17 protein-coding genes are annotated in these 26,369 nt (G+C 64.4%); 14 read left to right on the top strand and 3 right to left on the bottom strand.

Annotated elements, in window-relative coordinates:
* Positions 1-11 precede the first annotated feature (11 nt).
* The gene (locus NFH97_RS19830; protein WP_045991463.1) at positions 12-1,271 is read right to left on the bottom strand and encodes an ATP-binding protein; all 1,260 of its coding nucleotides are present in this window, start codon (positions 1,269-1,271) and stop codon (positions 12-14) included.
* A 317-nt stretch (positions 1,272-1,588) separates the two neighbouring features.
* Between NFH97_RS19830 and NFH97_RS19825 the strand changes: the two genes are divergently transcribed.
* Entirely contained in the window at positions 1,589-2,917 is a 1,329-nt protein-coding gene (locus tag NFH97_RS19825; RefSeq protein ID WP_349625421.1) for an efflux RND transporter periplasmic adaptor subunit, read from the top strand.
* Positions 2,914-6,066: an efflux RND transporter permease subunit gene (locus tag NFH97_RS19820; RefSeq protein WP_349625420.1), complete on the top strand. Its 3,153-nt coding sequence runs from the start codon at positions 2,914-2,916 to the stop codon at positions 6,064-6,066. The genes NFH97_RS19825 and NFH97_RS19820 overlap by 4 nt, the downstream gene beginning before the upstream one ends.
* 144 nt (positions 6,067-6,210) lie before the next feature.
* Here NFH97_RS19820 and NFH97_RS19815 read toward each other — a convergent pair whose 3' ends face one another.
* Complete coding sequence (locus NFH97_RS19815; RefSeq protein ID WP_349625419.1) at positions 6,211-7,764, bottom strand: alkaline phosphatase D family protein; 1,554 nt, start codon at positions 7,762-7,764, stop codon at positions 6,211-6,213.
* A gap of 311 nt (positions 7,765-8,075) precedes the next feature.
* Here NFH97_RS19815 and NFH97_RS19810 point away from each other — a divergent pair, with 311 nt between their 5' ends.
* Both NFH97_RS19810 and NFH97_RS19805 read left to right on the top strand, forming a co-directional pair.
* Complete coding sequence (locus tag NFH97_RS19810; RefSeq protein WP_348828054.1) at positions 8,076-9,665, top strand: peptide chain release factor 3; 1,590 nt, start codon at positions 8,076-8,078, stop codon at positions 9,663-9,665.
* A 76-nt stretch (positions 9,666-9,741) separates the two neighbouring features.
* Positions 9,742-10,521 (top strand): TatD family hydrolase, encoded by a 780-nt coding sequence (locus NFH97_RS19805; protein ID WP_349625517.1) that lies wholly within the window; start codon positions 9,742-9,744, stop codon positions 10,519-10,521.
* 54 nt (positions 10,522-10,575) lie between these two features.
* Here the strand turns inward: NFH97_RS19805 and ygfZ are convergent, their stop codons facing one another.
* On the bottom strand, positions 10,576-11,604 hold the full coding sequence (gene ygfZ, locus NFH97_RS19800; RefSeq protein ID WP_349625418.1) for a CAF17-like 4Fe-4S cluster assembly/insertion protein YgfZ: 1,029 nt from the start codon (positions 11,602-11,604) through the stop codon (positions 10,576-10,578).
* Between the two features lie 190 nt (positions 11,605-11,794).
* Here ygfZ and NFH97_RS19795 point away from each other — a divergent pair, with 190 nt between their 5' ends.
* From NFH97_RS19795 to NFH97_RS19750, 10 genes are all read left to right on the top strand, one after another.
* A complete protein-coding gene (locus NFH97_RS19795) occupies positions 11,795-11,992 on the top strand; it encodes a hypothetical protein (protein ID WP_045991458.1) in 198 nt (65 codons plus the stop codon).
* Positions 11,992-12,411 (top strand): OsmC family protein, encoded by a 420-nt coding sequence (locus NFH97_RS19790; RefSeq protein ID WP_349625417.1) that lies wholly within the window; start codon positions 11,992-11,994, stop codon positions 12,409-12,411. Before NFH97_RS19795 ends, NFH97_RS19790 begins: the two co-directional genes overlap by 1 nt.
* A 77-nt stretch (positions 12,412-12,488) precedes the next feature.
* Positions 12,489-14,519, top strand: coding sequence for an excinuclease ABC subunit UvrB (gene uvrB, locus NFH97_RS19785; RefSeq protein WP_253028651.1), 2,031 nt, complete (start codon positions 12,489-12,491; stop codon positions 14,517-14,519).
* A gap of 366 nt (positions 14,520-14,885) precedes the next feature.
* On the top strand, positions 14,886-16,391 hold the full coding sequence (locus NFH97_RS19780; RefSeq protein WP_045991456.1) for a fumarate hydratase: 1,506 nt from the start codon (positions 14,886-14,888) through the stop codon (positions 16,389-16,391).
* 171 nt (positions 16,392-16,562) lie between these two features.
* A complete protein-coding gene (gene cls, locus NFH97_RS19775) occupies positions 16,563-17,996 on the top strand; it encodes a cardiolipin synthase (protein WP_222516832.1) in 1,434 nt (477 codons plus the stop codon).
* A 249-nt stretch (positions 17,997-18,245) separates the two neighbouring features.
* Entirely contained in the window at positions 18,246-19,163 is a 918-nt protein-coding gene (locus tag NFH97_RS19770; protein WP_349625416.1) for a LysR substrate-binding domain-containing protein, read from the top strand.
* A 1,259-nt stretch (positions 19,164-20,422) separates the two neighbouring features.
* On the top strand, positions 20,423-21,757 hold the full coding sequence (locus NFH97_RS19765; RefSeq protein ID WP_221621200.1) for a TolC family protein: 1,335 nt from the start codon (positions 20,423-20,425) through the stop codon (positions 21,755-21,757).
* 11 nt (positions 21,758-21,768) lie between these two features.
* Positions 21,769-22,575, top strand: coding sequence for an efflux RND transporter periplasmic adaptor subunit (locus NFH97_RS19760; RefSeq protein WP_349625415.1), 807 nt, complete (start codon positions 21,769-21,771; stop codon positions 22,573-22,575).
* Positions 22,572-23,981, top strand: a complete 1,410-nt coding sequence (locus NFH97_RS19755) for an efflux RND transporter periplasmic adaptor subunit (RefSeq protein WP_349625414.1) — start codon at positions 22,572-22,574, stop codon at positions 23,979-23,981. Before NFH97_RS19760 ends, NFH97_RS19755 begins: the two co-directional genes overlap by 4 nt.
* 15 nt (positions 23,982-23,996) lie before the next feature.
* A complete protein-coding gene (locus NFH97_RS19750) occupies positions 23,997-26,120 on the top strand; it encodes a site-2 protease family protein (RefSeq protein WP_349625413.1) in 2,124 nt (707 codons plus the stop codon).
* Positions 26,121-26,369 lie beyond the last annotated feature (249 nt).

The following is a 26,369-nucleotide window of genomic DNA, read 5'->3' as shown; positions in this document are numbered from 1 at the left end:
TGAATGGAGACTCAGCCGACGCGGGGCAGGGTGACCTCGGTCAGGGTGCCGCCGTCGTGATGATTATACAGACTGACGCCCCCGCCGAAGCGATTGATGGTGGCATGGGTCAGGAACAGGCCGATTCCCAGTCCCTTGCTCTTGGTCGACACGAAGGTCTCGCCGAGCTGGTCGGCGATCGACATGGGGATGCCTGGCCCATGATCGCGGATATCGATGATCACCTTGTCGGCGGTCCAGTCGAGCTGGATCTCGATATCGTCTGGCTGGGCGTCGGCGGCGTTGTTCAGCAGGTTGGTCAGCGCCTGGTCCAGGGTGGTATCCACCGCGATCGATGGCTGGCCGCGTCGGCGTGCGACCTCAAGGCGATGGGTAACGTCCGGGCGCAGCACCAGCCAGCGGTCGATCACGCCATCGAGCCAGCTCTGGGCGTCGCGGGTCTCCGGCTCGTCCTTGCGCCTGAGGTCGGCGCTTTCGACCAGGTTGCGCAGGCGCGCCTTGCAGGTGTCAACCTGCTGGCGCAAGAGGTCGATATCTTCCACCAGCCTGGGGTCGTCGTGGTGTTCGTTCTTGAGTTCGGACAGTACCACCGCCATGGTCGACAGCGGCGTGCCGAGTTCGTGGGCGGTGCCGGCGGCCTGGGTCGCTACCGCCAGCACCTGTTCCGAGCGCAGCGCCGCCTCGCGAGTCCGAGCCAGGGTCTGGTCGCGATGGCGCAGGGCGTGGGCCATCTTGTAGATGAAGAAGGTCACCAGCCCTGCCGACAGGAAGAAGTTGAGCCACATGCCGAGCACGTGAAGGTTGACGCTGGAGGCGTAGTGGGAGCCCAGCTGCGGCACCGGATGGTAGACCACCATCAGGGCGCTATAGGCGGCCATGGCGGTGAGTGCCAGGATCCAGGCGTGACGCCAGGGCAGGGTGGCGGCGGCGATGGTCACCGGCACCAGATAGTAGGTGATGAAGGGATTGGTCGCACCGCCGGTGAAGTAGAACAGCAGGGTCAGCCCGGCCACGTCCAGCAGCAGGTGGATCAGGTACTCGTGATGGCTGACATCCCTGGGCCGGCCCAGGCGCCACCAGGTGGCGATATTGATCAGGCCCATGGCGACGATCACCGCGATCACCGCAGGAACGTCGAGGGCGAAGTCCAGCAGCTCGATGCCGACGATGATGGCGACCAGGAAGCCGGTCCAGGTGATGCCGCGTACGAAGGTCAGGCGGATCAGATTGCGGTTGGGCGTCGACAGCGGCAATGGAAGGGCGGCAGGCATGATCTCTCCCTCGATGAGTGGCGGCATGATAGCGCATCGCAGCCCCGGCCGTCGTGGGGCGCGCGCTACAGGCACGGCGCCCGGATCGGTGGCTCCGCTCCCAGGGGCATGCGCACAAGGGACAAGGTCGTTGGCGGTGAGCGATTGCGTCTCGCCCGTGGCTGGGCAACAGTGGCAGGAGCCTGTGCAGCGAAGACGCCAGGTGGTGTCTTCGACGTGACTGTCGGCTTGAGCACACTACCAAGTGGCTTTATCGGCATGCGTTGACACAGCGCTTCATCGGCAAAGGGCGCGGTCTGAACAAGGGAATGGATGGAATGCTGAAGCGACTGCTACCGATCGTGGTTCTGGCGATCGGCGTGGGTGGGTTCTGGCTGTTGAAGGTGACGCGGCCGGCGCCGCCTCCGGTAACGGTGGAAGAGCGAGAGTGGCCGGTCGCCGCCATGACGCTGTCGCTGGGCCGCCACGCACCGACCCTGGCGCTCTACGGCGAGGTGCTGGCGCCGGATCGCCTGAGGCTGGTGGCGTCGCTGGATGGCCACGTCGGGCAGCGCCCGGTACATGATGGTGACCGGGTCGAAGAGGGCGACCTGCTGGTAGCCCTGGCCGAGGAAGACGTGGTGCCGGTGGTGACGCGGGCCGAGGCGGAGGTGGCACGGCTGGAGGCTGAGATCGAGGCGGAAAAGATTCGCTTCGAGAGCGATCGACAGGCGCTGGCCCGGGAACAGTCGCTGCTCGACAACGCCCGCAGTCAGCTCGAGCGTATGCGCTCGCTGGTGCGGCGTAATCTGGCCTCCCGGGCCGAGCTTGACGCCGACGAGAACGAAATCGCTCGAGCCCAGGTGACGCTGGTCAGTCGCCAGGGCGAACTCGACGGACACCCCGCCAGGCTGACCAGTCTCGAGGCCCAGCGGCGCCAGGCCGAGGCGTCGCTGGCCGAAGCCCGTCGCGATGCGCGAAGGGCCCGGGCCGAAGCGCCTTTCGCCGGTATCGTCACCGCTGTTGAAGTCGCGCCGGGCGACCGGGTGCGCGAGGGTGACGCCCTGCTCGATCTGATCCCGCTCGATGGCCTCGAGGTGCGTGCCCGGGTGCCCAGGGGCGTGCAGTCCGAACTGGTGTCGAGCCTGGCCGATGGCGCTCCCCCTGAGGCCGTCGACGACGAGGGCGGGCGCTATCGGCTGAGAGCACTGTCGGGCCAGGGGGACCCCGCCGGCACCGAGGCCATCCTCGAGGTGGTGTCCTCGCCGGCCCGCCTGCGGCCTGGTTCGCTGGTATCGCTATCGCTTGCCCGTCCCGAGGTGGCCGACAGTGCGGCGATACCCTTCAGCGCCCTGTACGGTGCCGATCGGATCTACGTCATCGAACAGGGACGTCTGCGGCCGATTGAGGTCAGGCGTCACGGCGAGACCAGCGGGCCTGACGGGGGCTCCTGGGTGATCGTCAGCGGTGAGGGTCTGGCCGACGGCCAGCGCCTGGCCACCACCCATCTGCCCAACGCCATCGAAGGATTGAGAGTGGTGGACCTGTCCCGGGGCAGCGGGCCCGCCGATATCAGCGCAACCCAGGCGCCGGCTGGCCAGAGGTCTGGTGAGTCTGTGAGCTCACCGTCCGCGGGCGACGATGTTCGGGCGGAGACCGGCCCGTGAGCGAAGATACCCAACCGAATGCCCCCAGAGGCCCGATCGGCTTCTTTGTCCGCCACCGGGTCGCGGCCAACCTGGTGATGCTGGTGATGCTGATCGGCGGCGCCCTGGGCCTGTCGCGGATGAACATCCAGTTCTTCCCCGATTTTGCGCTGGACATCGTCTCGGTGCAGACCGTCTACAGCGGCGCCTCGGCCGAAGACGTGGAGCAGGGCATCACCATCCCGCTGGAGCAGCGCCTGCGCAATCTCGATGGCCTGAAGCGGATGACCTCGACCTCGGCCCAGGGGGTGTCGAGCATTACCCTGGAGTTCTACGAGGGTACCGACCCGGTGCTGGCGCTGGATGATGTGCGCGAGCAGGTCGATGGCTTCACCAATCTGCCCGGGGACGCCGAGGAGCCGCGCGTTTCGCGGGCCCAGAACTTCGAGCCGGTGGCCCGCCTGATACTGTCCGGTGACGTCGATCGCGAGGCGCTGCGTCGGCTGGCCCGTCGCTTCGAGGACGAGCTGTTGTCGGCCGGAATCGATCGGGTCGAGCTGGTCGGGCTGCCGGAGCAGCAGATCAGCGTGGAGGTACCGGTGGAGCGGCTCGGCGAGCTGGACCTGAGCCTGCCGGAGATCGCCGAGCGCATCGAGGGACTGTCGCTGGACCTGCCCGCGGGGCTGCTTGGCAGTCAGGACGGCGAGCGGGAGCTGCGCGCGGTGGAACAGCGCCGCAGCGCCGAGGAGTTCGCCGATATCGCGGTGCGCGGGGGCCAGCGGGTGCGTCTGGCGCTCGGTGACATCGCGGTGATCCGCCAGGAGAACCGTCCGCGTCAGGTGGAGGTGCTCCACCATGGACAACCGGCGGTGGAGCTGATGCTGCAGCGCTCGGAGAGCGGCAACTCACTGGCCGCCGCCGAGGTGCTCAATGGCTGGCTGGAGCAAACCCGCGCGGAACTGCCGGAGAGCATCACGCTGGAGGTCCACGACGAGACCTGGCAGCTGATCGCCGATCGCATCGGTCTGCTGATCAACAACGGCCTGGGCGGCCTGGTGCTGGTGCTGGCGCTGTTGTATCTGTTCCTGCCGGCGCGGGTGGCGCTGTGGGTGGCCATCGGTATTCCCACCGCCTTTCTCGGTGCCCTGGCGGTGTTCTGGGGCATCGGCGGCTCGGTCAACATGATCTCGCTGTTTGCCCTGATCATGGCGTTGGGGGTGATCGTCGATGACGCCATTGTCGTCGGCGAGGACGCCGATGCCCACTTTCGAGCAGGCGAGGCGGCACGCCTGGCCTCGGCGGGTGCGGCCCGCAGGATGCTGTGGCCGGTGGTAGCGTCGTCCTTGACCACCGTGGCCGCCTTCATGCCGCTGTTGATGGTGGGGGGAATCATCGGCAACATCCTGCGCGACATTCCGGTGGTGATGATCTGCGTGCTGGTGGCCTCCTTGCTGGAGTGCTTCGTGGTGCTGCCGGCCCACCTGCGCAATGCCTTCTCGCCTCGCGCCGGCGGCGAGCGCCGTCCGGGGCCGCTGGGGCGTCTGCGACGTGCCTTCGACGGCGGCTTCGATCGTTTTCGCCAGGGGCCCTTCCGACGCTTCTCCGCCAGCACCCTACGCCATCGGGCGCTGACCTTGAGCGCGGCGCTGGCGCTGGTGCTGGTGACGGTGGGGCTGCTGGCGGGCGGACGTCTGGCGTTCAATTTCTTCCCCACGCCGGAGCCGAATATCCTCTACGCCAACCTGAGCTTCGTCACCGGCACCTCTCGAGATAGGGTCGAGGACTACCTGGCCACCATGCAAAAGGCCCTCGATGACACCGAAGAGGCCCTCGGCGGGGATCTGGTGCGCAGCGCCGTGGTGCGCGTGGGCGGCACCCTGTCCGCCGACGCCAGCGGGCGTACCGGTGACAATGTCGGCTCGATCATGGTCGAGCTGGTGCCGTCCGACCGGCGCTCGGTGCGCAATCTGCCGTTTATCCGTGCCTGGCGAGAGCGTCTGTCCGAGGTCCCGGGACTCGACACCCTGTCCATCGTCGAGCGCAGCGGCGGGCCACCGGGGCGTGACGTCAACGTGCGCCTGGTCGGCGAGTCCGCCGAGTCGCTGAAGCGGGCGGCGGAATCACTGACCCGTAGCCTCGGACAGTTGCCCGGGGTGCTGGAGCCCGAGGACGACATGCCCTGGGGGCGCGAACAGCTGATCTACTCGGTTAACGCCTATGGTCAGGCGCTGGGCCTGACCACCCGGGAACTCGGACGCCAGCTGCGGGCAGCCTTCGATGGCGTGCTGGTGCAGACCTACCAGGACGGTGCCGACGAGATCGAGGTGCGGGTGCTGTTACCGAAGTACCAGCGTGAGCACCTGGCGACCCTGCCGCGGCTGATGGTGCGAGTGGACGATGGCCGCCTGGTGCCATTGGACCAGGTGATGGCACTGGATCACCGCCAGGGCTTCGAGGCGCTGCGTCACGCCGATGGGCGTCTGGCCGTGGAGGTGAGTGCCGACCTCGACACCGAGGTGACCAACACCGCCACGGTGGTCGAGGCGCTGCAAGCCGAGGTGCTGCCGGCGCTGACCGAGCGCTACCACCTGAGCTACACCTTCGAGGGCCAGGCGGCGGACCAGCGTGATACCTTCGCCGACATGCGTACCGGTCTGATCATCGGGCTGGGGCTGATGTACGTGGTGCTGGCTTGGGTATTTGCCTCCTGGAGCCTGCCGCTGATCGTGATGGCGACCATTCCGCTGGCGCTGGTGGGAGCCCTGCTGGGCCATTGGGTGATGGGGCTGGATCTCACCATCCTGTCGATGTTCGGGCTGTTCGGGCTGTCCGGGATCGTGGTCAACAATGCGATCATCCTGGTGACCTTCTATCGTCACGAGCGTGACGCCGGGCGGGATATCGACGCGGCTCTCAACGAGGCGGTGGTGCAGCGGGTCAGGGCCATGTTCCTGACATCCCTGACGACCATCGGCGGGTTGACCCCACTGCTGTTCGAGACCTCGCTGCAGGCTCAGTTCCTGATCCCGATGGCGGTGACCATCGCCTTCGGACTCGGTGTCTCGACCCTGCTGGTGCTGGCGGTGATCCCGGTGTTGCTGAGCTACCTGGAACACCTCAAGGCCGCGCTGGCCTCACGGACATCACGTCACACCACGTCTGAGGGCTAAGCCGCTATAGGGGGGCGCAGTCGGACCTGCGCATGGTGGGCCTGTCGTGCGCTCCATTGGGCCCGTGGCCTCAGGGGCAAAGGACAAGCGCCGCCTTGACGGCGGCGCTGTCGGGTCTTGGCAGCGACAGGCGGCATCGCCTGACTAGCTGGCCTGCTGGGGCGTCAATACCTGCTGATGCAGGCTGTTGCCCTCGGTGTCCTTGAGGGTGACGGTGAGCGCCAGGCTGTCGCCATCCAGGTCCACCTGGCCGAAGAACTGAAAGCCTTCGCTGGGCGGCAGGTTGGCTCGACCATCGGCGGGGGCCTTCTGGAACACCACCTCCGGGCCAAAGGTGGCGTCCAGGGTATTGGGGCCGAAGGTACCGGCGTGCAGCGGGCCGCTGACGAATTCCCAGAAGGGCGTGAACTGCTGGAAGCTGGCACGTTCCGGCGCATAGTGATGGGCGGCCGTGTAGTGGACATCGGCGGTCAGCCACACCACGTTGGCGATGGCGTTGTCGTGGATCGCCTTGAGCAGTCGGGCGATCTCGTGCTCGCGCCCGGAAGGGGCGCCACCCTCGCCATTGGCCACCGCTTCGAAGTGCTCGCCGTCGGCGACCACCAGGCCCACAGGCATGTCGGAGGCGATGATCTTCCAGGTGGCCGTCGAGGCCTTCAGCGCCGCGATCAAGTCGTCCACCTGGCGAGCCCCCATCAGGCTTGAGGCCGGGTCCTCGGCGCCCTGGGTATTGGTGCTGTTGGCCGCGCGATAGGTGCGCATGTCGAGCATGAACACCTCGAGTTCGGGACCGTAGGTGAAGCGACGGCGAATCATCTCCGGGGCCTCGGGGCGCTGACGGATCGGCATCGACTCGAGGAAGGCGCGGCGGGCACGCGCCGCCAGCAGCGAGACGTTCTTCTCGGTGTAGCGCGGATCATCGAGGATCTCGCCGGGGTACCAGTTGTTGACGGTCTCGTGGTCGTCCCACTGGGCGTACATCGGTACCTCGGCGTTGAAGCGCTTGAGGTTGTCGTCCAGCAGGTTGTAGAGGTACTGGCCGCGAAACTCGTCCAGGGTCTCGGCCACCTTGCTCTTGGCGTCGGTCATGCGGTTGCGCCAGACGCTGCCGTCCTCCAGGTTCACGCTTTCTTCGAGCGGGCCATCGGCGTAGATGGTGTCGCCGGAGTGCAGGAAGAAGTCCGGCGACTGCTTGAGCATGGTGTCGTAGATGCGCATGCCGCCGCGGGATTCGTCGATGCCCCAGCCCTGGCCGACGGTATCGCCCGACCACACGAAACGTACCGAACGGCGTGAACGTCCCGGCATGACCAGCCGGCCGATGACCGGCTCGCTGACGGCGCGGTCGTCGCCGAGGGCCGCAAAGCGCACGCGGTAGAACACCTCCGGCAGGTCGGCAAGGCCAGTGACGTCGAGCTTGGCGGTCAGCCCGCTGGCCGGCAGGGCGGTGGGTCCCTGCAGGGTACGGGCGTTGTTGAAGGCAGCGTTGTCGGCGATGTCCAGCAGCATCCGCGAGGGGCGGTCGGCACGCGACCAGATGATGGCGCGGTCGGTGCCGACGTCGCCGCTCATTACCCCGGAGGTGATCACGGGCCGACGGGATTCGGCCAGCACGATGCCGGGGGCGGCGGTGATCAGGCCGAGGCCGGCACCGGCCTTGAGGCCGAGTCCAATAAACTGGCGTCGGGTGGGTTGCATGGGGCTCTCCTTGTCGTTGCGTCCGGTGGTCTTGGCGGGGTGGCGCGTCGCCCTTCGCGGGGGAGCGGTCGCGGCCAGTCGCCTAGCATTGCGGCCGTCGATGACAGCTTGATCGCGAATCTATTGCATTAATGCGAAGCGCAATGAACCGCAGAGCCGTAACGACGCTCGAGGGGGCTCGATAGAGAGGATGATGGTGTCAGTATAGTCAGATGCAGCCAGGGCCCCTGTCGCGGTATCATGGCTCCCTTGCGCATGGGGGCCTTGTCCCCGTGCCCCACTTTTTTACGAGCAAGCAGGCAACCGTCTCCATGTCCAACCCCAAGCAGGCCCAGGAAACCGGGCTTCGGCGCACCTTTGCCATCATCAGCCACCCGGACGCGGGCAAGACCACCATCACCGAAAAGATGCTGTTGTTCGGAAACGCCATCCAGCTGGCCGGTTCGGTAAAGAGCAAGCGTGACGATCGCCACGCCACCTCGGACTGGATGAAGATGGAGCAGGAGCGCGGTATCTCCGTGACCACCTCGGTGATGCAGTTCCCCTACGGCGGTCGCATGGTCAACCTGCTCGATACGCCGGGCCACGAGGACTTCTCCGAGGATACCTACCGCACCCTGACCGCGGTGGACTCAGCGCTGATGGTGATCGACGGCGCCAAGGGCGTCGAGGACCGCACCATCAAGCTGATGGAGGTCTGCCGCCTGCGCACCACGCCCATCCTCACCTTCGTCAACAAGATGGACCGCGACATCCGTGACCCCATCGAGGTGATGGATGAGGTCGAGACGGTGCTCAATATCCAGTGTGCGCCGATGACCTGGCCGATCGGCATGGGGCGTCAGTTCAAGGGGGTCTATCACCTCTACAATGACGTCATCCACCTGTACACCCAGGGGCAAGGCAACCGAATTCCGGAAGACAAGCGCATCGAAGGCCTCGATAGCCCCGAGGTGGACGAGGTGCTCGGCGAGGATCTGGCCGAGGAGCTGCGCATGGAGGTCGAGCTGGTGCGCGGTGCCTCCCACAGCTTCGACCTCGAGGCCTATCGCCGTGGCGAGCTGACGCCGGTGTACTTCGGTACCGCCATGGGCAACTTCGGCGTGCGCGAGATGCTCGATGGCTTCGTCGAGTATGCGCCGCCGCCCCAGGCGCGGGAAACCGACGTGCGCGAGGTGCCGGCCGAGGACGAGCGCTTCACCGGCTTCGTGTTCAAGATCCAGGCCAACATGGATCCCAATCACCGTGACCGCATCGCCTTCCTGCGGGTGTGCTCGGGCAAGTACCAGAAGAACATGAAGATGCGCCATGTGCGCATCAACAAGGACGTCAAGATCGCCGACGCCCTGACCTTCATGGCCTCCGATCGTGCCCACGTGGAAGAAGCCTGGCCCGGTGACATCATCGGCCTGCACAACCATGGCACCATCCAGATCGGTGACACCTTCACCCAGGGCGAGGACATGCGATTCACCGGCATTCCCCACTTCGCCCCGGAGCTGTTCAAGCGGGTCAGGCTCAAGGACCCGCTGAAGATGAAGGCCTTGCAGAAGGGCCTGCAGCAGCTTTCGGAGGAGGGCGCCACCCAGGTATTCATGCCGTTGGACAACAACGACCTGATCCTTGGCGCCGTCGGTACCCTGCAGTTCGATGTGGTCGCCCATCGCCTCAAGGAAGAGTACAAGGTCGACTGCATGTATGAAGGGGTGAACGTCAATACCGCCCGCTGGATCTACTGCGACGATCCGAAGATGCTCGAGGAGTTCAAGCGCAAGGCCAGCACCAACCTGGCCATCGACGGCGGTGGCTACCTGACCTATATCGCCCCGACCCGGGTCAATCTGCAGATGACCCAGGAGCGCTGGCCGGAAATACGGTTCAGGGAGACCCGCGAGCACTGAGGAGACACCGGAAAAACTGCTGCGCTCGAATCGCTCGCGACGTTTTTACGGCGCCTCCGTGGAAAGAGGAGCAATGATGCTGATCGACGCCCACTGCCACCTCGACTTTGCCGACTTCGACGCCGATCGCGACGCGGTCCTGTCCAGGGCCCGGCGGGCGGGCGTCGAACAGCTGGTGGTCGCCGGTACCCACCGTGACGCCTGGCAGGGCACTCTGGAGCTGGCCGAGCAGACGGGGTTGCACGCCTGTCTCGGTCTGCATCCGGTGTTTCTGGAGCATCATCGCCTGGATGGCGAGGATGACGACATCAGCGCGCTGGGCCAGGCGCTGAAGGCTCACCCTCGCTGCGTCGCCCTGGGGGAGTGCGGGATCGATGCGCGCTTTGGCGACACCCTCGATCGCCAATGGCACTTGTTCGATGCCCAGCTCAGGCTGGCGCGGGATCTGCGCCTCCCGGTGGTGATCCACTGTGTGCGTGCCAACGACGAAGTCGCCAAGCGTCTGGCCCAGTTGGGCCTCCCCGCAGGGGGCCTCATCCATGCCTTCGCCGGCTCTCCGGAGCAGGCGAGGCGCTTTGTCGATCTGGGATTTACGCTGGGCCTCGGCGGGGCGGTGACCTATCCCCGGGCCAGGAGGGTGCGCCGGGCGGTGGCGTCGCTGCCCGATGACGCCTACGTGCTGGAGACGGATAGCCCTGACATGCCGTTGTCGGGCCACCAGGGCGAGCGCAATGAACCTGCCCTGGTGGCCGAGGTGTGTCGCCACGTGGCCGAGATCAGAGGGCAGGCACCGGAAAGCGTGGCGCTGCACTCAAGTCGCAACGCCCGCCGGCTGTTCGGCCTGCCGGCACCCTGACCAGGGCGACGGCGGGATTATCGCCCGGGTCGAAATGCCCAGGCGTCAGCGATGTCAGACCAGACTCTCGGGGTCGAGCCGATCGATGGCGTAGGGCAGGTGCAGCAGCTTCAGACGTTGATCCTCGCAGCTGAGGGCGGCCTCATCGGCGCGGGTGTTCAGCACCGCCAGTACCTCGGCCTGCCCATAGGCATCGAGGGCGCTTGCCACCACCTCGCCCTGGCGCTTGCCGCTTTCGTCGATCACCTCGCTGCCCAGCGGCGGCAGTCGAGTCCCCTCTAGCTGGGCGCGATACAGGCGCTTCTTGACCTGGCCGCGGAAGTGGGCGCGGGCCACCACTTCCTGCCCGGTGTAGCAGCCTTTCTTGAAACTGATGCCTGCCAGTGCCTCCCAGTTGAGCATCTGGGGCAGGTAGGCATCCTGCTGATCGGCATCGATGAAACACAGCCCCGCCTGGATATCCGCCAGCCGCCATACCTGATTGCCCACCGGCTGACACTGCTCGATCAGGCGCGAGAACAAGGCCTCTGCCTGGTCTTCAGGCAGCATGATCAGGTAGCGGGGGCGAGGGCCAGGCTGGCCGAGCACCAGGGTGTCGCCGTGGCTCGCCTGGCGCCAGGGATCGGGCGGTGTCAGGTCGCAATCGACCTCGGTCAGGGCGGGTGCTTCCTGGCCGATCAGGCCGATCAGCGCCAGGTCATCGCGGGGTGTCAGCTCAGCCTTGTAGAAGGCGGCGAACTTGCCCAGGTGCTGGGCCAGCGGAGCCACCAGACTGCGATGCAGCACGATCCTGAAGCGTTCGTCGTCGACCTTCATCAGCTGGCCATTGGCCAGCATGCGGCCCTTGGGGGTGCAGAAGCAGGTCAGTGGGGCGAAGTGGCCATTGGCGTGGGCGAGCTGGGCACTGGTCTGGCCCTGCAGAAAGCGCTCAGCGTCGGGGCCGACCACGTCCAGCGCGCCGAGATGGACCAGCGGGGTGGCCACGGTGCTGTCCAGGGCGAGGCGGGCCGCGTCGGGGGTGTCGAAGTCGACCTGGTCCGAGCCGGTCAAGCGGCCGCCGTGGGCGGTGATCCAATCCGTCATGAGCAATCCTGTTGCGCGTATCGAAAAAAGTGAAGTTTGCGCCTGTCAGCAATGTGAGGGTGAGACGCCCCTTTTGCAAGGTACGGGCAGAAGAACCCGCACGGGGTGTCGTGCTAAGCTTTTCCACCAGTTTCAAGCTTGCGTTACGATCTTCGGTCCTTCCGCTTCACCCGCCAAGGAGGCGCGCCTCATGTCCCAGCAATCCCTGACCTTCCAGGGCGTCGACAACGCCGACCAGGTCAATCAGATCACCACCGCCTTGATGATGCTCGACGGCGTCGACAGCGTGGAGGTCGGCCGCCATGGCGCCGAGGTGGAAGGGCGCGCGCGTCGCGAGGCCCTGATCGAGGCGATCAAGCGACTCAAGCTCGGCATCGAGGTGAAATGATGAGTATCGATATCACTACCGAGAAGGATGGCAAGCTGCGCCAGCGGGTCAGCATCGAAAGCTTCGACGACCTGCTGGTCGATGTGCCCACCGCCTTCGGCGGCGATGGCCTGGCGCCGGATCCCCACGACTACTTTGATCTGTCGCTGGGAGCGTGCAAGGCGATCACCTCGCGCATGTATGCGCAGCGCAAGGAGTGGCCGCTGGACGGCGTCAGCGTCAAGGTCACCAGAGACGAGCGCGACGAGCGCAAGGGCGTCTACCGGCTCGATGTGGCGATGACCTTCCACGGCATCGAGGATCCCGAGCGGCTGGCACGGCTGGAGGAGATCAGCCACAAGTGCCCGATCCACCGCTTGATGACCACTTCCACGGTGGAAATCACCACGCGAACGCTGGCGCCAACGGCCCAAACCTGACGTCGGCGAGCGTGCGCGAGACTTGAAGTCGGCGCCAGCCGCCCCGATCTGGGTGGTGTCCCCCAGCAGGAGTCATGATGAGCAAGTCCTTTCGTCTGTCGTCGAAGTTCCAGCCTGCCGGTGACCAGCCGAGCGCTATCGAAAGCCTGGTCGGCGGGCTCGATTCGGGCCTGGCCCACCAGACCCTGCTCGGGGTGACCGGTTCGGGCAAGACCTTCACCATGGCCAACATCGTCGAGCGATTGCAGCGGCCGACCATCGTCATGGCGCCGAACAAGACCCTGGCGGCCCAGTTGTACGGGGAGTTCAAGGCGTTCTTCCCGGACAACGCCGTGGAGTACTTCGTCTCCTACTACGACTACTACCAGCCCGAGGCCTATGTGCCCTCGTCGGACACCTTCATCGAGAAGGACGCCTCGATCAATGACCATATCGAGCAGATGCGACTGTCGGCGACCAAGGCCCTGCTGGAGCGTCGCGATGCGCTGATCGTGGTGTCGGTGTCGGCGATCTACGGCCTGGGTGATCCGGACCAGTATCTGAAGATGCGCCTGCACTTCACCCGCGGCGAACTGATCGATCAGCGCGGCTTTCTGCGTCGTCTGGCGGAACTGCAGTACACCCGCAACGACATGGACTTCAAGCGCGGCACCTATCGGGTGCGTGGCGACGTCATCGACATCTTCCCTGCCGACGCCGAGGATGAGGCGGTCAGGGTGGAGCTGTTCGACGACGAGATCGACACCATCAGCCTGTTCGATCCGCTGACCGGCGAGGTGCGCGGCAAGGTGCCGCGCATGACCATCTATCCCAAGAGCCACTACGTGACCCCGCGGGAGACCATCCTGGCGGCGGTGGATCGGATCAAGGAGGAGCTGGTCGAGCGACTGACCTTCCTGCGCAAGGAAGACCGTCTGGTCGAGGCCCAGCGGCTGGAGCAGCGTACCCTCTACGATATCGAAATGATGCTGGAGCTGGGCTACTGCAACGGTATCGAGAACTACTCGCGCTACCTGTCCGGACGCAACCCCGGCGAGCCGCCCCCCACCTTCTTCGACTACCTGCCCGCCGACGCGCTGCTGTTCATCGACGAGTCCCACGTCAGTGTGCCCCAGGTGGGCGGCATGTACCGCGGCGACCGCTCGCGCAAGGAGACCCTGGTCGAGTACGGTTTCCGCCTGCCGTCGGCCCTGGACAACCGTCCGATGAAGTTCGAGGAGTGGGAGCGGATCTCGCCCCAGACCATCTTCGTCTCGGCCACGCCGGGTCCCTACGAGGCCGAGCACGCCGGCCAGGTGGTGGAGCAGGTGGTACGTCCCACCGGCCTGCTGGATCCCGAGATCGAAGTGCGTCCGGCCTCGACCCAGGTGGATGACCTGCTGTCGGAGATCCGTTTGCGCACCGCCGTGGGCGAGCGGGTGCTGGTCACCACCCTGACCAAGCGGATGGCGGAAGACCTGACCGAGTATCTCGACGAACACGACGTCAAGGTGCGCTACCTGCACTCGGACATCGACACGGTGGAGCGGGTCGAGATCATCCGCGACCTGCGCCTGGGCAAGTTCGACGTGCTGGTCGGTATCAACCTGCTGCGCGAGGGGCTGGATATTCCCGAGGTGTCGCTGGTGGCGATCCTCGACGCCGACAAGGAAGGCTTCCTGCGCGCCGAACGTTCACTGATCCAGACGGTGGGGCGGGCCGCACGTAATGCCAACGGCAAGGCGATCCTCTACGGCGACCGCATCACCGACTCGATGCGCAAGACCATCGACGAGACCGAGCGGCGCCGCGCCAAGCAGACGGCACACAACGAAGAACACGGCATCACCCCGCAGACGGTGACCCGCTCGGTGGCGGATATCCTCGAAGCCGCCCAGGCTCCGGGCAGCCGCAAGACTCGTGGACGCAAGGGCGAGCGCAAGGTGGCCGAACCGGAAGCGGTCTACGATCCCGCCAGCCTGTCGCCGGAGGAGCTGCGCAAGGAGATGACGCGCCTCGAGGACGCCATGAGCGAGGCCGCCGCCAATCTGGAGTTCGAAGAAGCGGCGCGGCTGCGAGATCGCCTGCAGGAGCTCAGAGAGCGTCAGCTGGCGCTCGGGGCGGTATAAAGGAGGCAGCGAAAGCGGGGCGGGCGAATCTGGCAGTCCGTCCTGCCGTGACCACGCTCCTGGTGCCTTTATTAGAACTTTATACCGTTATCTTGCCCGATTGACCTGATGTTCCGCCTGGCTGCCCTTTCTGCCCTGGCTGGCGCATCTTGTTCAATTGGCGCAGTGGAGGCTCGTTCTCCAGAGTGAGGCGGGATCTCCGCCAGCCGGCAAGCAAACGCCGGGTCAGTAGCGCGTTAAACGAACCGGCACAGACGGCTGCCGAGCCGTGGCGTAATGCGCTACACTACGGGCCCTCGCAAGCCCGCCATGTCGCCTACGGGACGCCAAGAGAGCGGGCGTATCGACCCAGCCAAGGAGTCTGCCATGACCGTGATCCGCCAGGACGACCTCATCACGAGTGTCGCCGATGCCCTGCAGTACATCTCCTACTACCACCCCAAGGACTTCATCGACGCCATGGCGGCCGCCTACGAGCGCGAGGAGAACCCGGCGGCGAAGGATGCCATCGCCCAGATCCTGATCAATTCGCGGATGTGTGCCACCGGCCATCGTCCCATCTGCCAGGATACCGGCATCGTCACGGTCTTCGTCCATGTGGGCATGAACGTGCGCTTCGAGGCCGACATGAGCCTCGATGACATGATCAACGAAGGGGTGCGCCGGGCCTACAACTTCCCGGACAACGTGCTGCGCGCCTCGGTGCTGGCCGACCCCGACGGCAAGCGTCAGAACACCAAGGACAACACTCCAGCGGTGATCCACCACAAGCTGGTGCCTGGCGACACCGTCGAGGTTCACGTGGCGGCCAAGGGCGGCGGCAGCGAGGCCAAGTCCAAGTTCGCCATGCTCAATCCCTCCGACTCGGTGGTCGACTGGGTCATGGAACAGCTCCCCAAGATGGGCGCTGGCTGGTGTCCGCCCGGCATGCTCGGCATCGGCATCGGCGGAACCGCCGAGAAGGCCATGGAGCTGGCCAAGGAAGCCCTGCTCGATCCGATCGACATCCAGGACCTTCAGGCCAGGGGCGCTGCCAATCGCGCCGAGGAGCTGCGCCTGGAGCTGTTCGACAAGGTCAACCGCAGCGGCATCGGTGCCCAGGGGCTGGGTGGCCTGACCACGGTGCTCGACATCAAGGTCAAGGATTACCCGACCCACGCCGCCAACAAGCCGGTGGCGATCATCCCCAACTGCGCGGCGACCCGTCATGCCCACTTTACCCTGGACGGCAGTGGCCCGGCGGCGCTCAAGGCGCCCAAGCTCGAGGATTGGCCGGAGATCACCCGTGAAGCCGGTGGCAACGTCAAGCGCGTCAATCTCGATGAGGTCACCCCGGAAGAGGTGAAGACCTGGCAGCCGGGCGATACCCTGTTGCTCAACGGCAAGCTCTTGACCGGTCGCGACGCGGCGCACAAGCGCATGGTCGACATGCTGGCCAAGGGCGAGTCGCTGCCGGTGGATCTGAAAGGGCGCTTCATCTACTACGTGGGGCCGGTCGATCCGGTCGGTGACGAAGTGGTGGGGCCGGCCGGACCGACCACCGCCACGCGCATGGACAAGTTCACCCGCACCATGCTCGAGCAGACCGGCCTGTTGGGCATGGTCGGCAAGGCCGAGCGTGGTCAGATCGCGATCGAGGCCATCCGTGACAACCAGGCGGTGTACCTGATGGCGGTGGGTGGTGCGGCCTACCTGGTGTCCCAGGCGATCAAGGCCTCCAGGGTTGTCGGTTTCGAGGACCTGGGCATGGAAGCCATCTACGAGTTCGAGGTGGAGGACATGCCGGTGACCGTGGCGGTGGATAGCCAGGGTTCATCGGTGCACCAGACCGGTCCGGCCAAGTGGAAGGAAATCATCGCCGAGAGCGTCTGATCTCCCCATGCCATGTCTCGCCCCGGTGCACGGCGAGACACGATAGGCGGCCCCGTCATCTGGCGGGGCCGCCTGCGTTACGGGTATGCTGAAGTCCGCAATAACGCTAGCTAGTGCGCCCCGACGCTCAGCGCTCGATGTGGTGCGGTGTCACACGGATGGAGACCTTCGATGACCTCATGGCTGCTTGGCCTGGCCATCTTTCTGATTCACCTGGGCGGGGCCATCTCCGCCGTGCTCGCGCTGATGTCGAGTCGAACCTCTCAGGGGGCGATCGCCTGGATCATTTCGCTGGTCGCCATGCCGTATCTGGCGTTGCCGGCCTACTGGGTCTTCGGCCGACCACGCTTCTACGGTTATGTGTCGGCGCGCGGCCAGCGCGATACGCTGCTGCGGCGCGTGTTGTTGCGCTATCGAGATCGCTTCGATTCCTATCTGGTGGGGGCCACCGACGCCGACGTCAAGGCGGTCGAAAAGCTTGCCATGATGCCGCTGACCCGCGCCAACTCGACGGAGCTGCTGGTCGATGGCGATCAGACCTTCGACAGCCTGTTTGCCGGTATCGATGCGGCCCGCTCTTATATCCTCATTCAGTTCTTCATCGTGCGTAATGATGAACTTGGTCGTCGGCTGCAGGAACATCTGGTGCGGGCGGCACGGCGCCAGGTACGGGTCTACTTCCTGTACGACGAGATCGGTAGCCGGCAGCTTGGCGACGGCTATCTGGGCGAGCTGCGCGAGGCGGGCATCCACGTCAGCGCCTTTCACTCCTCGCGCGGATGGCGTCACCGTTTCCAGCTCAATTTCCGCAACCATCGCAAGATCCTGGTCGTGGACGGTCGCGAAGGCTGGCTCGGTGGTTTCAACGTGGGGGTGGAGTATCTGGGACAGGATCCTCGCCACGGTCCCTGGCGCGATACCCATCTGAAGCTGGTCGGGCCCAGTGTGCTGGGGCTGCAGGAAGCCTTCTGGGAGGACTGGCACTGGGCCACCGGCACCATGCTGAGTCTGTCCTGGGCGCCCCAGGTGGATCAGCGCACGCTCGATGAAGGCAACGGGCGCCATGTGGTGATCGTCCCTTCGGGCCCGGCGGATCCCCAGGAGACCGCGAGCCTGCTGGTCCAGCACCTGATCCACAGCGCCCATCGGCGTCTGTGGGTGACCAGTCCGTACTTCGTTCCCGATGAGGGCGTACAGGACGCACTGCGCCTGGCCGCCATGCGCGGGGTGGATGTGCGCATCATGATGCCGGAACGTCCCGACCATCTGCTGGTGTTCCTGTCGGCCTTCGCCTTCCTGCCGGACATGATCCGCGCCGGGGTCAAGGTCTATCGCTATCAGCCGGGATTTCTCCATCAGAAGGTCATGCTGATCGATGACAGCGCCGCCAGTGTCGGTACCGTCAATCTGGACAACCGCTCCTTCCGGTTGAACTTCGAGATCACCGCCCTGGTGCCACATCAGGCGTTCGCCCTGGAGGTGGAAGCCATGCTGGAACAGGACTTCGCCAACTGTCGCGAGGTCAGCCTCGACGAGCTGCGCTCGCGTCCGCTGTGGCGCAAGCTGGTGTCCCGGGCCGCCTACCTGCTGGCGCCTGTGCAGTAGCCTGTGCAGGCGCCGCCGCTGCCTTGCCATCCCCCGAGGCAAAAAGAGAACAAGGCTCTGCTGGAGGCTGGTCAATGTCCGGCACAGTGGCACGCAGCGTAGCGGAGCAATAAAGCGTCAGTATTCCCTTGGGAAGGTGGGCGCTTTCCGGTACATTTAGCCGTTTTATCGGGCGGTCTGATGTGGCCCCTTCGGTCACGTTCAAGGCGATGGCGTCCCGTGTGGTTGGTGTCTTGACAAGGAGTGCTGGTGAATCTAGAAACGAAATGGCTCGAGGACTTCGTGGCGCTGTCCAACACCCGCAGCTTCTCGGCCTCCGCACGCCAGCGCCACGTCACCCAGCCGGCCTTCAGTCGTCGTATTCGCTCACTCGAACAGGCGGTGGGCGTCACCCTGGTGGATCGCTCGACCACGCCCATCGACCTGACCCCTCAGGGGCAGCTGTTTCTGGTGACCGCTCGCAATATCGTCGAGCAGCTCAACGAGTCCCTCGGCCATCTGCGCGGCCTGGCCATGGCCAACGAGGCGCTGGACGTGGTGGCGGCCCATTCGCTGGCGCTGAGCTTCTTCCCTCAATGGATCTCGCGGCTGCAGAAGGGGCTCGGGGAGTTGCCAACGCGGCTGGTGGCGATGAACGTGGGGGAGGCAATCCATGTGCTGCGCGAAGGCAACTGCGACCTGATGCTGGCCTACTACGACCCCTACGCCAGCATGCAGCTTGACGGGGAAGTCTTTCCCTCCTTTTCCATCGGGCGGGTCAAGATGATACCGGTGAGCCTGCCGGATGAGCAGGGGGCGCCGCGCTTCCCTCTGGACGGTGACGACTCGCTGCCGTACCTGGCCTACACCCAGGGTGCCTTTCTCGGGCGTAGCGTGCGCATGCTGTTGAAGAATGACCCGTTGCGCATGCGCTTGCGTACCGTCTACGAGACCGCCATGGCCGAGGGGCTCAAGGCCATGGTCATGCAGGGCGTGGGCATGGCCTGGATACCTGATTTCTGCCTCAGGCAGGAGCTGAAGACTGGGGCGGTGGTGCGCGCCGGTGGCGAGCAATGGGACGTCCCGCTGGAGATACGCCTGTATCGCTGTTCACTGGTGCATAAGCCCGGTGTCGAAAAACTGTGGCGCCAGATGATGAAGCTGCCGCGAGACTTCCTCGAGGCCTGATGTAGGTGCGATCAGGCCAACCAGATCAGGCCAACCACTGTCGGCCACGCACTGCATCGCTGTTCACTACTCCTGGTTGCATTCAGTAAGCCCGGCGTCGAAAAATTGTGGCGCCAGATGATGAAACTGCCGCGGGATTTTCTCGAGGCCTGATGTCGGTGCGATCAGGCCAACCAGATCAGGCCAACCACTGTCGGCCACGCACTGCATCGCTGTTCACTACTCCTGGTTGCATTCAGTAAGCCCGGCGTCGAAAAACTGTGGCGCCAGATGATGAAACTGCCGCGAGACTTCCTCGAGGCCTGATCGCCTTTACCTCTGACAAGCGCCTGAGGACCTTGCCCGTCAGGCGCTATCCCCTCCTTGTACGACGACAGACACCACAGCCAGCTACTGGACCCGGCATGGAGGTGCCATGTCGCTCAGTGGTTGCGAAGACCCCCGCGTCTATTCCCATTTCCTGTCTTTGATCCCGCTTTGTATTCCTGGTTGATCCCAACATTCGTGTCCTGACGTTTTCACCATGCTTTCCTGACTGATCATGGCTGTCGCGTACCGACGATTTCGCTCTAGATGGCTTGGAAATTCACGATGCTGGCTGGTGGCGCTTGTCCCGTTAAGCGAGGGTTTCGCATCCGATGGCATGCAGCTAGGTCATGCCTTTCTCGCGCTACCTGCTGCGTGTGTATCCGTACCCAGCCAATGAAAAGGAGCATGAAAGGTGTAACAAAAGAGGGCCTTTCTCGCCCAGGTGACACTCTGTGCACTACCGAACGTTGTCGGTCATGACTGTGATCAAGGTCAAGAAACTGGGCCAACCTTTGCGCTCTTCGGGTTTTCATATTGACCCATTGTCCAGCTCTCTGGATAGTTGATTACACGAAGTAACATAAGTTATACGCTCGCTTTCTCGACGTTTGTGCGCTGTTGCAATGTTGGGCGCCTGTCGGTGGCGGCCGGTAGGCAGGTGCGCAACCAGCAGGCAAGACGCGTCACTCTTGAAGGCTGAGGTAATTTCGGCAGGGGGCACAGGGATGGTCGATAAAAAGTGTGGAGTGGCAGGCCAGAGGGCCTCGTGCTTCGGAAAGCAATATGGAAAGACCTGGGTCGGCGTCGCAACGGCGCTGGTGCTGTCCGGCTGCGCTGTCACCCCTCAACCGATGTCGCAACAGGCCAATGAACAACGCGCCGACGACCTGTTGGCGAGGGTCACGGCCAGTCAGGAACCTGTTATTGCCCCTATCGATCTCTATTCGGCAATGGCCCGCGCCATCAAGTACAACCTGGACTATCGGGTGGAAGTGATGGAGCAGGCCCTGCGCACCAAGGAGCTCGATCTGGCGCACTACGATTTGCTTCCAAAGGTGGTCGGCAACCTCAACTATACGGGACGCGACAATGAACCCGGCAGCTCCAGTATTTCTCTGTTGAGTGGTCAGGAGTCGCTGGAACCTTCGTCCTCCAGCGAACGCAACCAGTTGGCGACCGATCTTACCATGAGCTGGGACGTGCTCGATTTTGGCCTGTCCTATGTGCGGGCTCAGCAGAGGGCCGACAGCGTCATGCTGGCCGAGGAAAGCAAGCGCAAGGTCATCCAGCGCATCATCGAGGATGTACGCGCCGCCTACTGGCGAGCGGTCAGCGCAGAACGTCTGTTGGCCAAGACTCGAGAGCTCGAGGAGAGCACACGAAGGGCGCTGGATCAGGCCCACCGGCAGCAGCGCAGTGCTTTGACGGCGCCGCTTCCTGCGCTTAGCTATGAACGTGAACTGCTGACCATACGCCGCGACCTCGAGTCACTGACGCGGGAACTGCGGGTGTCCAAGCAGCAGTTGGCAGCGCTGATGAACCTTCCGCCCGAGCAACCCTACCAACTGGTGTTGCCGCCGCGTGACCTGGCCTGGAAAGGGATCGACCTTTCCTACGACACCATGTTGAAGCTGGCGGTGATGAATCGCCCGGAGCTGCGCGAAGTCGCCTACCAATTGCGCAACAACGAGCGCGAAGGCACCACAGCGATTCTGGAAACCTTGCCGAGTCTCAAGCTCTTCGTCGGAGCCAACTATAGCGACGACGACTTTCTCTACAACAGTGACTGGGTCAGCTATGGCGCTCGCGCCAGCTGGAACCTGCTGAAGGTGTTCAGTCTGCCGGCCCGTCAGGATCGTATCGACGCCCAGAGCGATCTGCTCGATGCACGGAGCCTGGCATTGACCATGGCGGTGGCGACTCAGGTATCGGTGACCCGAGCACGCTATGAACTGCGGCGTGGAGAACTCGGCACGGCCAAGCGATTCCTTGAGGTGCAGCGAGCGATCGAGCATCAGGTGGAAGCCGGCTATCGTGCCAGGCACGTCAGCGAGCAGACCCTGATTCGCGAACAGATGAATACCCTGCTGGCCGAGGTGCGGATGGATCAGGCGCTGTCGGACCTCCAGGGGGCCTACGCCAATGTCTATACGGCCACCGGCATCGACGCCGTGGATGCCGGCATGAGCAGCAACGAAAGCGTCCTGGAGCTTGCCGATGATCTGCGTGCTCTGTGGGCGCAGCGTGGCGATGCCTTGGCCATTGACGTGGTGGCATCGCCATGAGGGCGCACGGGATGAACAGCAGAAGCCTGGGGGCGGGGCAGTGTGGCCAGCGGACTCGCACGCTCTGGCCGGGACTTGTGCTGGCAGTGCTGCTGTCGGGGGCTGCCCAGGCCAGCGACATGGGCGAGGCCAGAGGCATCCTGAGGGCCGAGCACGAGGCGATACTGTCGAGTCGTCTATCGGCCAGAGTGCTTGAGGTGCCGTTCAAGGAAGGCGACCACTTCGATGCCGATGAGGTACTGGTCGGCTTTGACTGCGCCGGACTCGACGCCGAGTTGCGTGCGACGGAGGCTAAGGCCGCAGCGGAATCCCGCAACGCCGCCATGCAGAACGAGCTGTTGCAGATGGGCGCCACCGGACAGGCGGATGCCGACATTGCACGTTTCAAGGTGCGTGAGCAGCGGGCCTGGGTGGCCGCCATCCAGGAGCAACGCAAGGATTGTCAGATCAAGGCACCTTTTGCCGGGCGAGTGGTTGAGCCCATGGTACGCCCCAACGAGACGCCGGAAGCCAACGCTCCCCTGATCCAGGTGGTGAGTGACGGCGCACTGGAATTGCATATGGTGGTGCCTTCCTGCTGGTTGAGTTGGATGACCCGGGGTAGCGCCTTCGGCTTTGAGGTGGACGAGACCGGCGACAGGCTTGACGCAGAAGTGTCGCGCATCTCGGCTGCCGTCGATCCCGTCAGCCAGACCGTCAAGGTCATCAGCCGAGTGGACAAGGCACCGGCACGGGTTCTTCCCGGGATGAGCGGCACCGCGACCTGGCTCTCTAGTGGGGACGGTGAGGGCAGGCGCTGTGGAGTGACCTCCTCATGACGAGTGTGGCGATTGAGCGCCAGTCTACCGCCGAGGCGCAACACCCGGTGGCGGTGGGCCAGGCCAGAGCGAGCGGCTCGGAGATGGGGCCAGGTGGCGAGCGGCTGATTCGTATCGAAGGCGCCTTGCGCCACTGTGACAGCCTCGACCAGCTGTGGTGCCACCTGGCCAATGAGGGGCAGAGTCTGCTCCAGGCTCGCCAGTCACTGGTGTTTTGCCTGTCGGGCAGAAATCGCTGGCGAGTCAAGGCGGTGGGAGGACTCGCGCGGGTGCCTCATGACAGTGCTCAGGTGCTTGCCTACCAGCATCTGGTGGGCAGTGACTGGCGTGAACACCGGGACGAGACGCAGCCGCGCTTGCTGGATCTTGCCAACGTCCTGGAGGACGAAGGCATACCCGCCATGCGCCATGGGCTGTGGATACCATTAAGCCACGGCGACCGTCCCATCGGCGCCGGTTGGTTACTGACTCGCGAGCATGCCTGGGAAACACCGCACCTGGCCCTGGCCAGTCGTCTTGCCCAGGCCTACGGTCACGGCGCCAGTGCGATCCGAGGTCGACGCCGTGTGCCTCTTGGGCGAGCACGGGGGGCGCGCGGACTGGCGCTGGCTACGGTGCTGGGCCTGGGGACAGCCTTGGCACTGGTGCAGGTACCGCTGACGTCGAGGGCGCCCGCTGAGGTGGTCGCCAGTGAGCCGTTCGTCGTGGCGGCACCGATGGCGGGCGTCGTCGACCGCATCCTGGTCGCTCCCGGCGCCCGGGTGGCGCTGGGTGATCCGCTGGTCCAGCTGGTGGATGTGGAACTACGCAATGACTTCGAAGTTGCCCAGCGCAAGGTCCAGGTGGCCCAGTCCAAGGCGCTGAGGCTGCAGCAGGCTGCCATCGCAAGCAGTGAGGCCAAGCGCGAGCTCGCCATCGCTCGCAGCGAGCTGAGAGTTGCCGAAGCCGAGCGAGATTATGCCCATGACCTGCTCGACAAGGCGGTAGTTCGCGCCGAGCGCAGCGGGGTCGCCCTCTATGGCGACCCTCAGGATTGGGTAGGGCGTCCCGTGCGGGTGGGTGAAGCCGTGATGCAGGTAGCGGACCCGGCGGATATTGCCTTCCGGCTAGAAGTGGCGGCAGCCGACGCCGTCACCCTCGAACGTGGGGCCTCGGTGGATGTGTTTCTTGATGCAGCACCCCTTGAACCGGTGTCGGCGGTCGTGGCACGGGCCGCCTACAAGGCCGAAAAGAACGCCAGCGGTATCGCCAATTTCAAGGTAATGGCGATACCGGAAACGCCGAGAGAAGACATGCCGCGGCTGGGTCTCAGAGGCACGGCGCGAATCCATGGTGAGCCGGTATCACTGTTCTACTATCTATTCCGGCGCCCGATCGTCACCTTCAGACAGTTGACAGGCGTCTAGGCCGTGGCCAGGGCAATGGAGGACACGTCTGATTCAGCAGAGCAGGAGCTGCTTGGGTCGCTTCGTCAGGAGCTCGAGCTGATTGAAGGTGGGGCAGAACCAGGCAAGGCCGCTCGCTGGAAGATTCATGACCCGCTGGCCGGACGGTTTTTCGAGATTGATGCCAGGGTCGTCGATATTCTCGCCTGCTGGTCGGCGGGGACGGTGGAGGCCTTGAGACGACGTCTTGACGCTCGCGGACACGTCGACATCAGCGAAGAGGATATTCGCCAGATCCAGCAATTTCTGGATCACAACGACCTGCTCGAGGCCAGCGAAGGCCGCAGCTTCGACAAGGCTCGGCGATATCGTGAGGCCAGCCGGCCATCCTGGTGGAAGTGGCTGCTTCATCACTACCTGTTCGTGCGTATCCCCCTGGTGTATCCAGGGCGTGGGTTGAAGCGCTGCCTACCGCTGGTCGCCATCTTCTTTCATCGAGGCTTTTGGCTCTTCACGGCTATCCTGGGTGTCATTGGCCTCTACCTTGTTTCTCGCCAGTGGGAGAGCTTCTTCACCACCTTGCCGGCGATGTTCAGCGTTTCCGGCGTGGTCGCGTTTTCCCTGAGTCTGGTGCTGGTGAAGACGCTGCATGAGCTTGGCCACGGCTTCTGTGCGACCCGCTTTGGGGTTCGTGTGTCGAGCATGGGGGTGGCGCTGATCGTGATGATGCCGGTGCTGTTTACCGACACCACCGATGCCTGGCGGCTGCCCCGGCGGCGCAAACGTGTGCTGATCGATCTGGCCGGGGTGGCGGTGGAACTGGTCATCGCTGTCTATGCCACTCTGGCCTGGGTTTTTCTACCAGATGGCGCTCTGCGTTTCGTGGCCTTTGCGCTTGCCACCACCGGTTGGGTGCTGAGCCTGGCGGTGAACCTCAATCCCCTGATGCGCTTCGACGGCTACTACCTGTTCAGTGACCTGCTCGGCATTGTCAACCTGCAGGAGCGGGGCTTTGCCATGGGGCGCTGGTGGTTGAGGGAAGGGCTTTTCGGTTTTGGCGATACGCCGCCGGAAGCGCTGAGTCGTGCCAAGCGCCGGGTATTGATCGGCTATGCCCTGGCGGTATGGGTGTATCGCTTCTTTCTGTTTCTCGGGATTGCCCTGGTGGTCTACCACCTCTTTTTCAAGGTGCTGGGCGTCTTTCTCTTCAGCGTGGAAATTCTATGGTTCATTGTCATGCCGATACTGCGTGAGCTGATGGTCTGGTGGAAAAGACGCAGGGAGGCTGGCCGGCGGGTGCTGATGACCCTGGCGGTGGCCGCCGGCATCGCTGCCTTCGTTGCCTTGCCTCTGCCTCATCGGATCACGGTGCCGGTGGTGTTCGGCGCCAGTCAACAGGTTCCGGTGTTTGCCCATCGCGCCGCCAGGGTCGAGCAGGTGCTGGTCCGCGTCGGCGATGTCGTCGAGCGGGGGCAGGTACTGGTCAGGCTCGAAGTGCCAGCGTTGCAACAGCGGGAAAGAACGGTGCAGGAACATCTGAATCTGGTGGATAGGCGCCTGGACCGACGAAGTGCCGACAACACGGACCTGTCCCAGAGTCTGGTACTGGAGAGCGAACGGGACATGCAACGCCAGCAGCTTGCTGGACTCACCGATCAACGTCGTCGGCTCGACGTCATCGCCCCCATGGACGGCACGGTGGTTGAGCTTGCCGACTACCTGCATTCGGGCCGCTGGGTCGGCACAGACCTTCGTCTGGCGTTGGTAGCCAGTACGGATCGGCTATCCGCCCGTGGCTACGTCAGCAGCGATGATCTGGGACTGCTGGCGCTCGGTCAGCCTTGTTTTTTTGTCGATGACGAGCGTCTCTGGCCGCAGACCCCCATGCACGTCGAGCGAATCGCCGCCGCCGCTTCCCGCTACGTCGATCAGTGGATGTTGGCGTCAGACCACGGCGGGCCTATCGCGGCACGGCCCGATGACCAACGCTCCGTGCCGGAACGTGCGTTATTTGAACTGTTGGCAGTCTCTGACCAGGACCAATCGTCGCCGCTCACCGAGCTTCGCGGGGAGCTTCACCTGGAGGGGCAACCGTCTAGCCTGGCAGCCAGCATGGCACGTCGTGTGGCCCAGGTGCTGGTGCGTGAGTGGGGGTCATAGGCGTCGCAGTCATTGAAACCTGACACGTCCAGGTGACGGTCAGCCCGAATTCAAAGAGGGAGATCCGACATGATCAAGGACGACTTGTTGATTCGCGAACTCGAAGCCCGGGTGTTGCTGGATGCTGCCAGTACCGCCACCGTCGATAACGTCAAGCAAGCGGCTGACGCCGCGGTCGCAACGACAGATACGGGCTCCGCGGATCATGATGCAGGCCATGATGTATTGATGAGCGCCCTGCAGCACGTG

It is taken from the genome of Halomonas sp. SCS19 (genome assembly GCF_040147015.1).
GTDB lineage: Bacteria > Pseudomonadota > Gammaproteobacteria > Pseudomonadales > Halomonadaceae > Halomonas > Halomonas litopenaei.
Note: the sequence above shows the minus strand (reverse complement) of the source record. Positions and strands in the feature narration are given on the sequence as shown.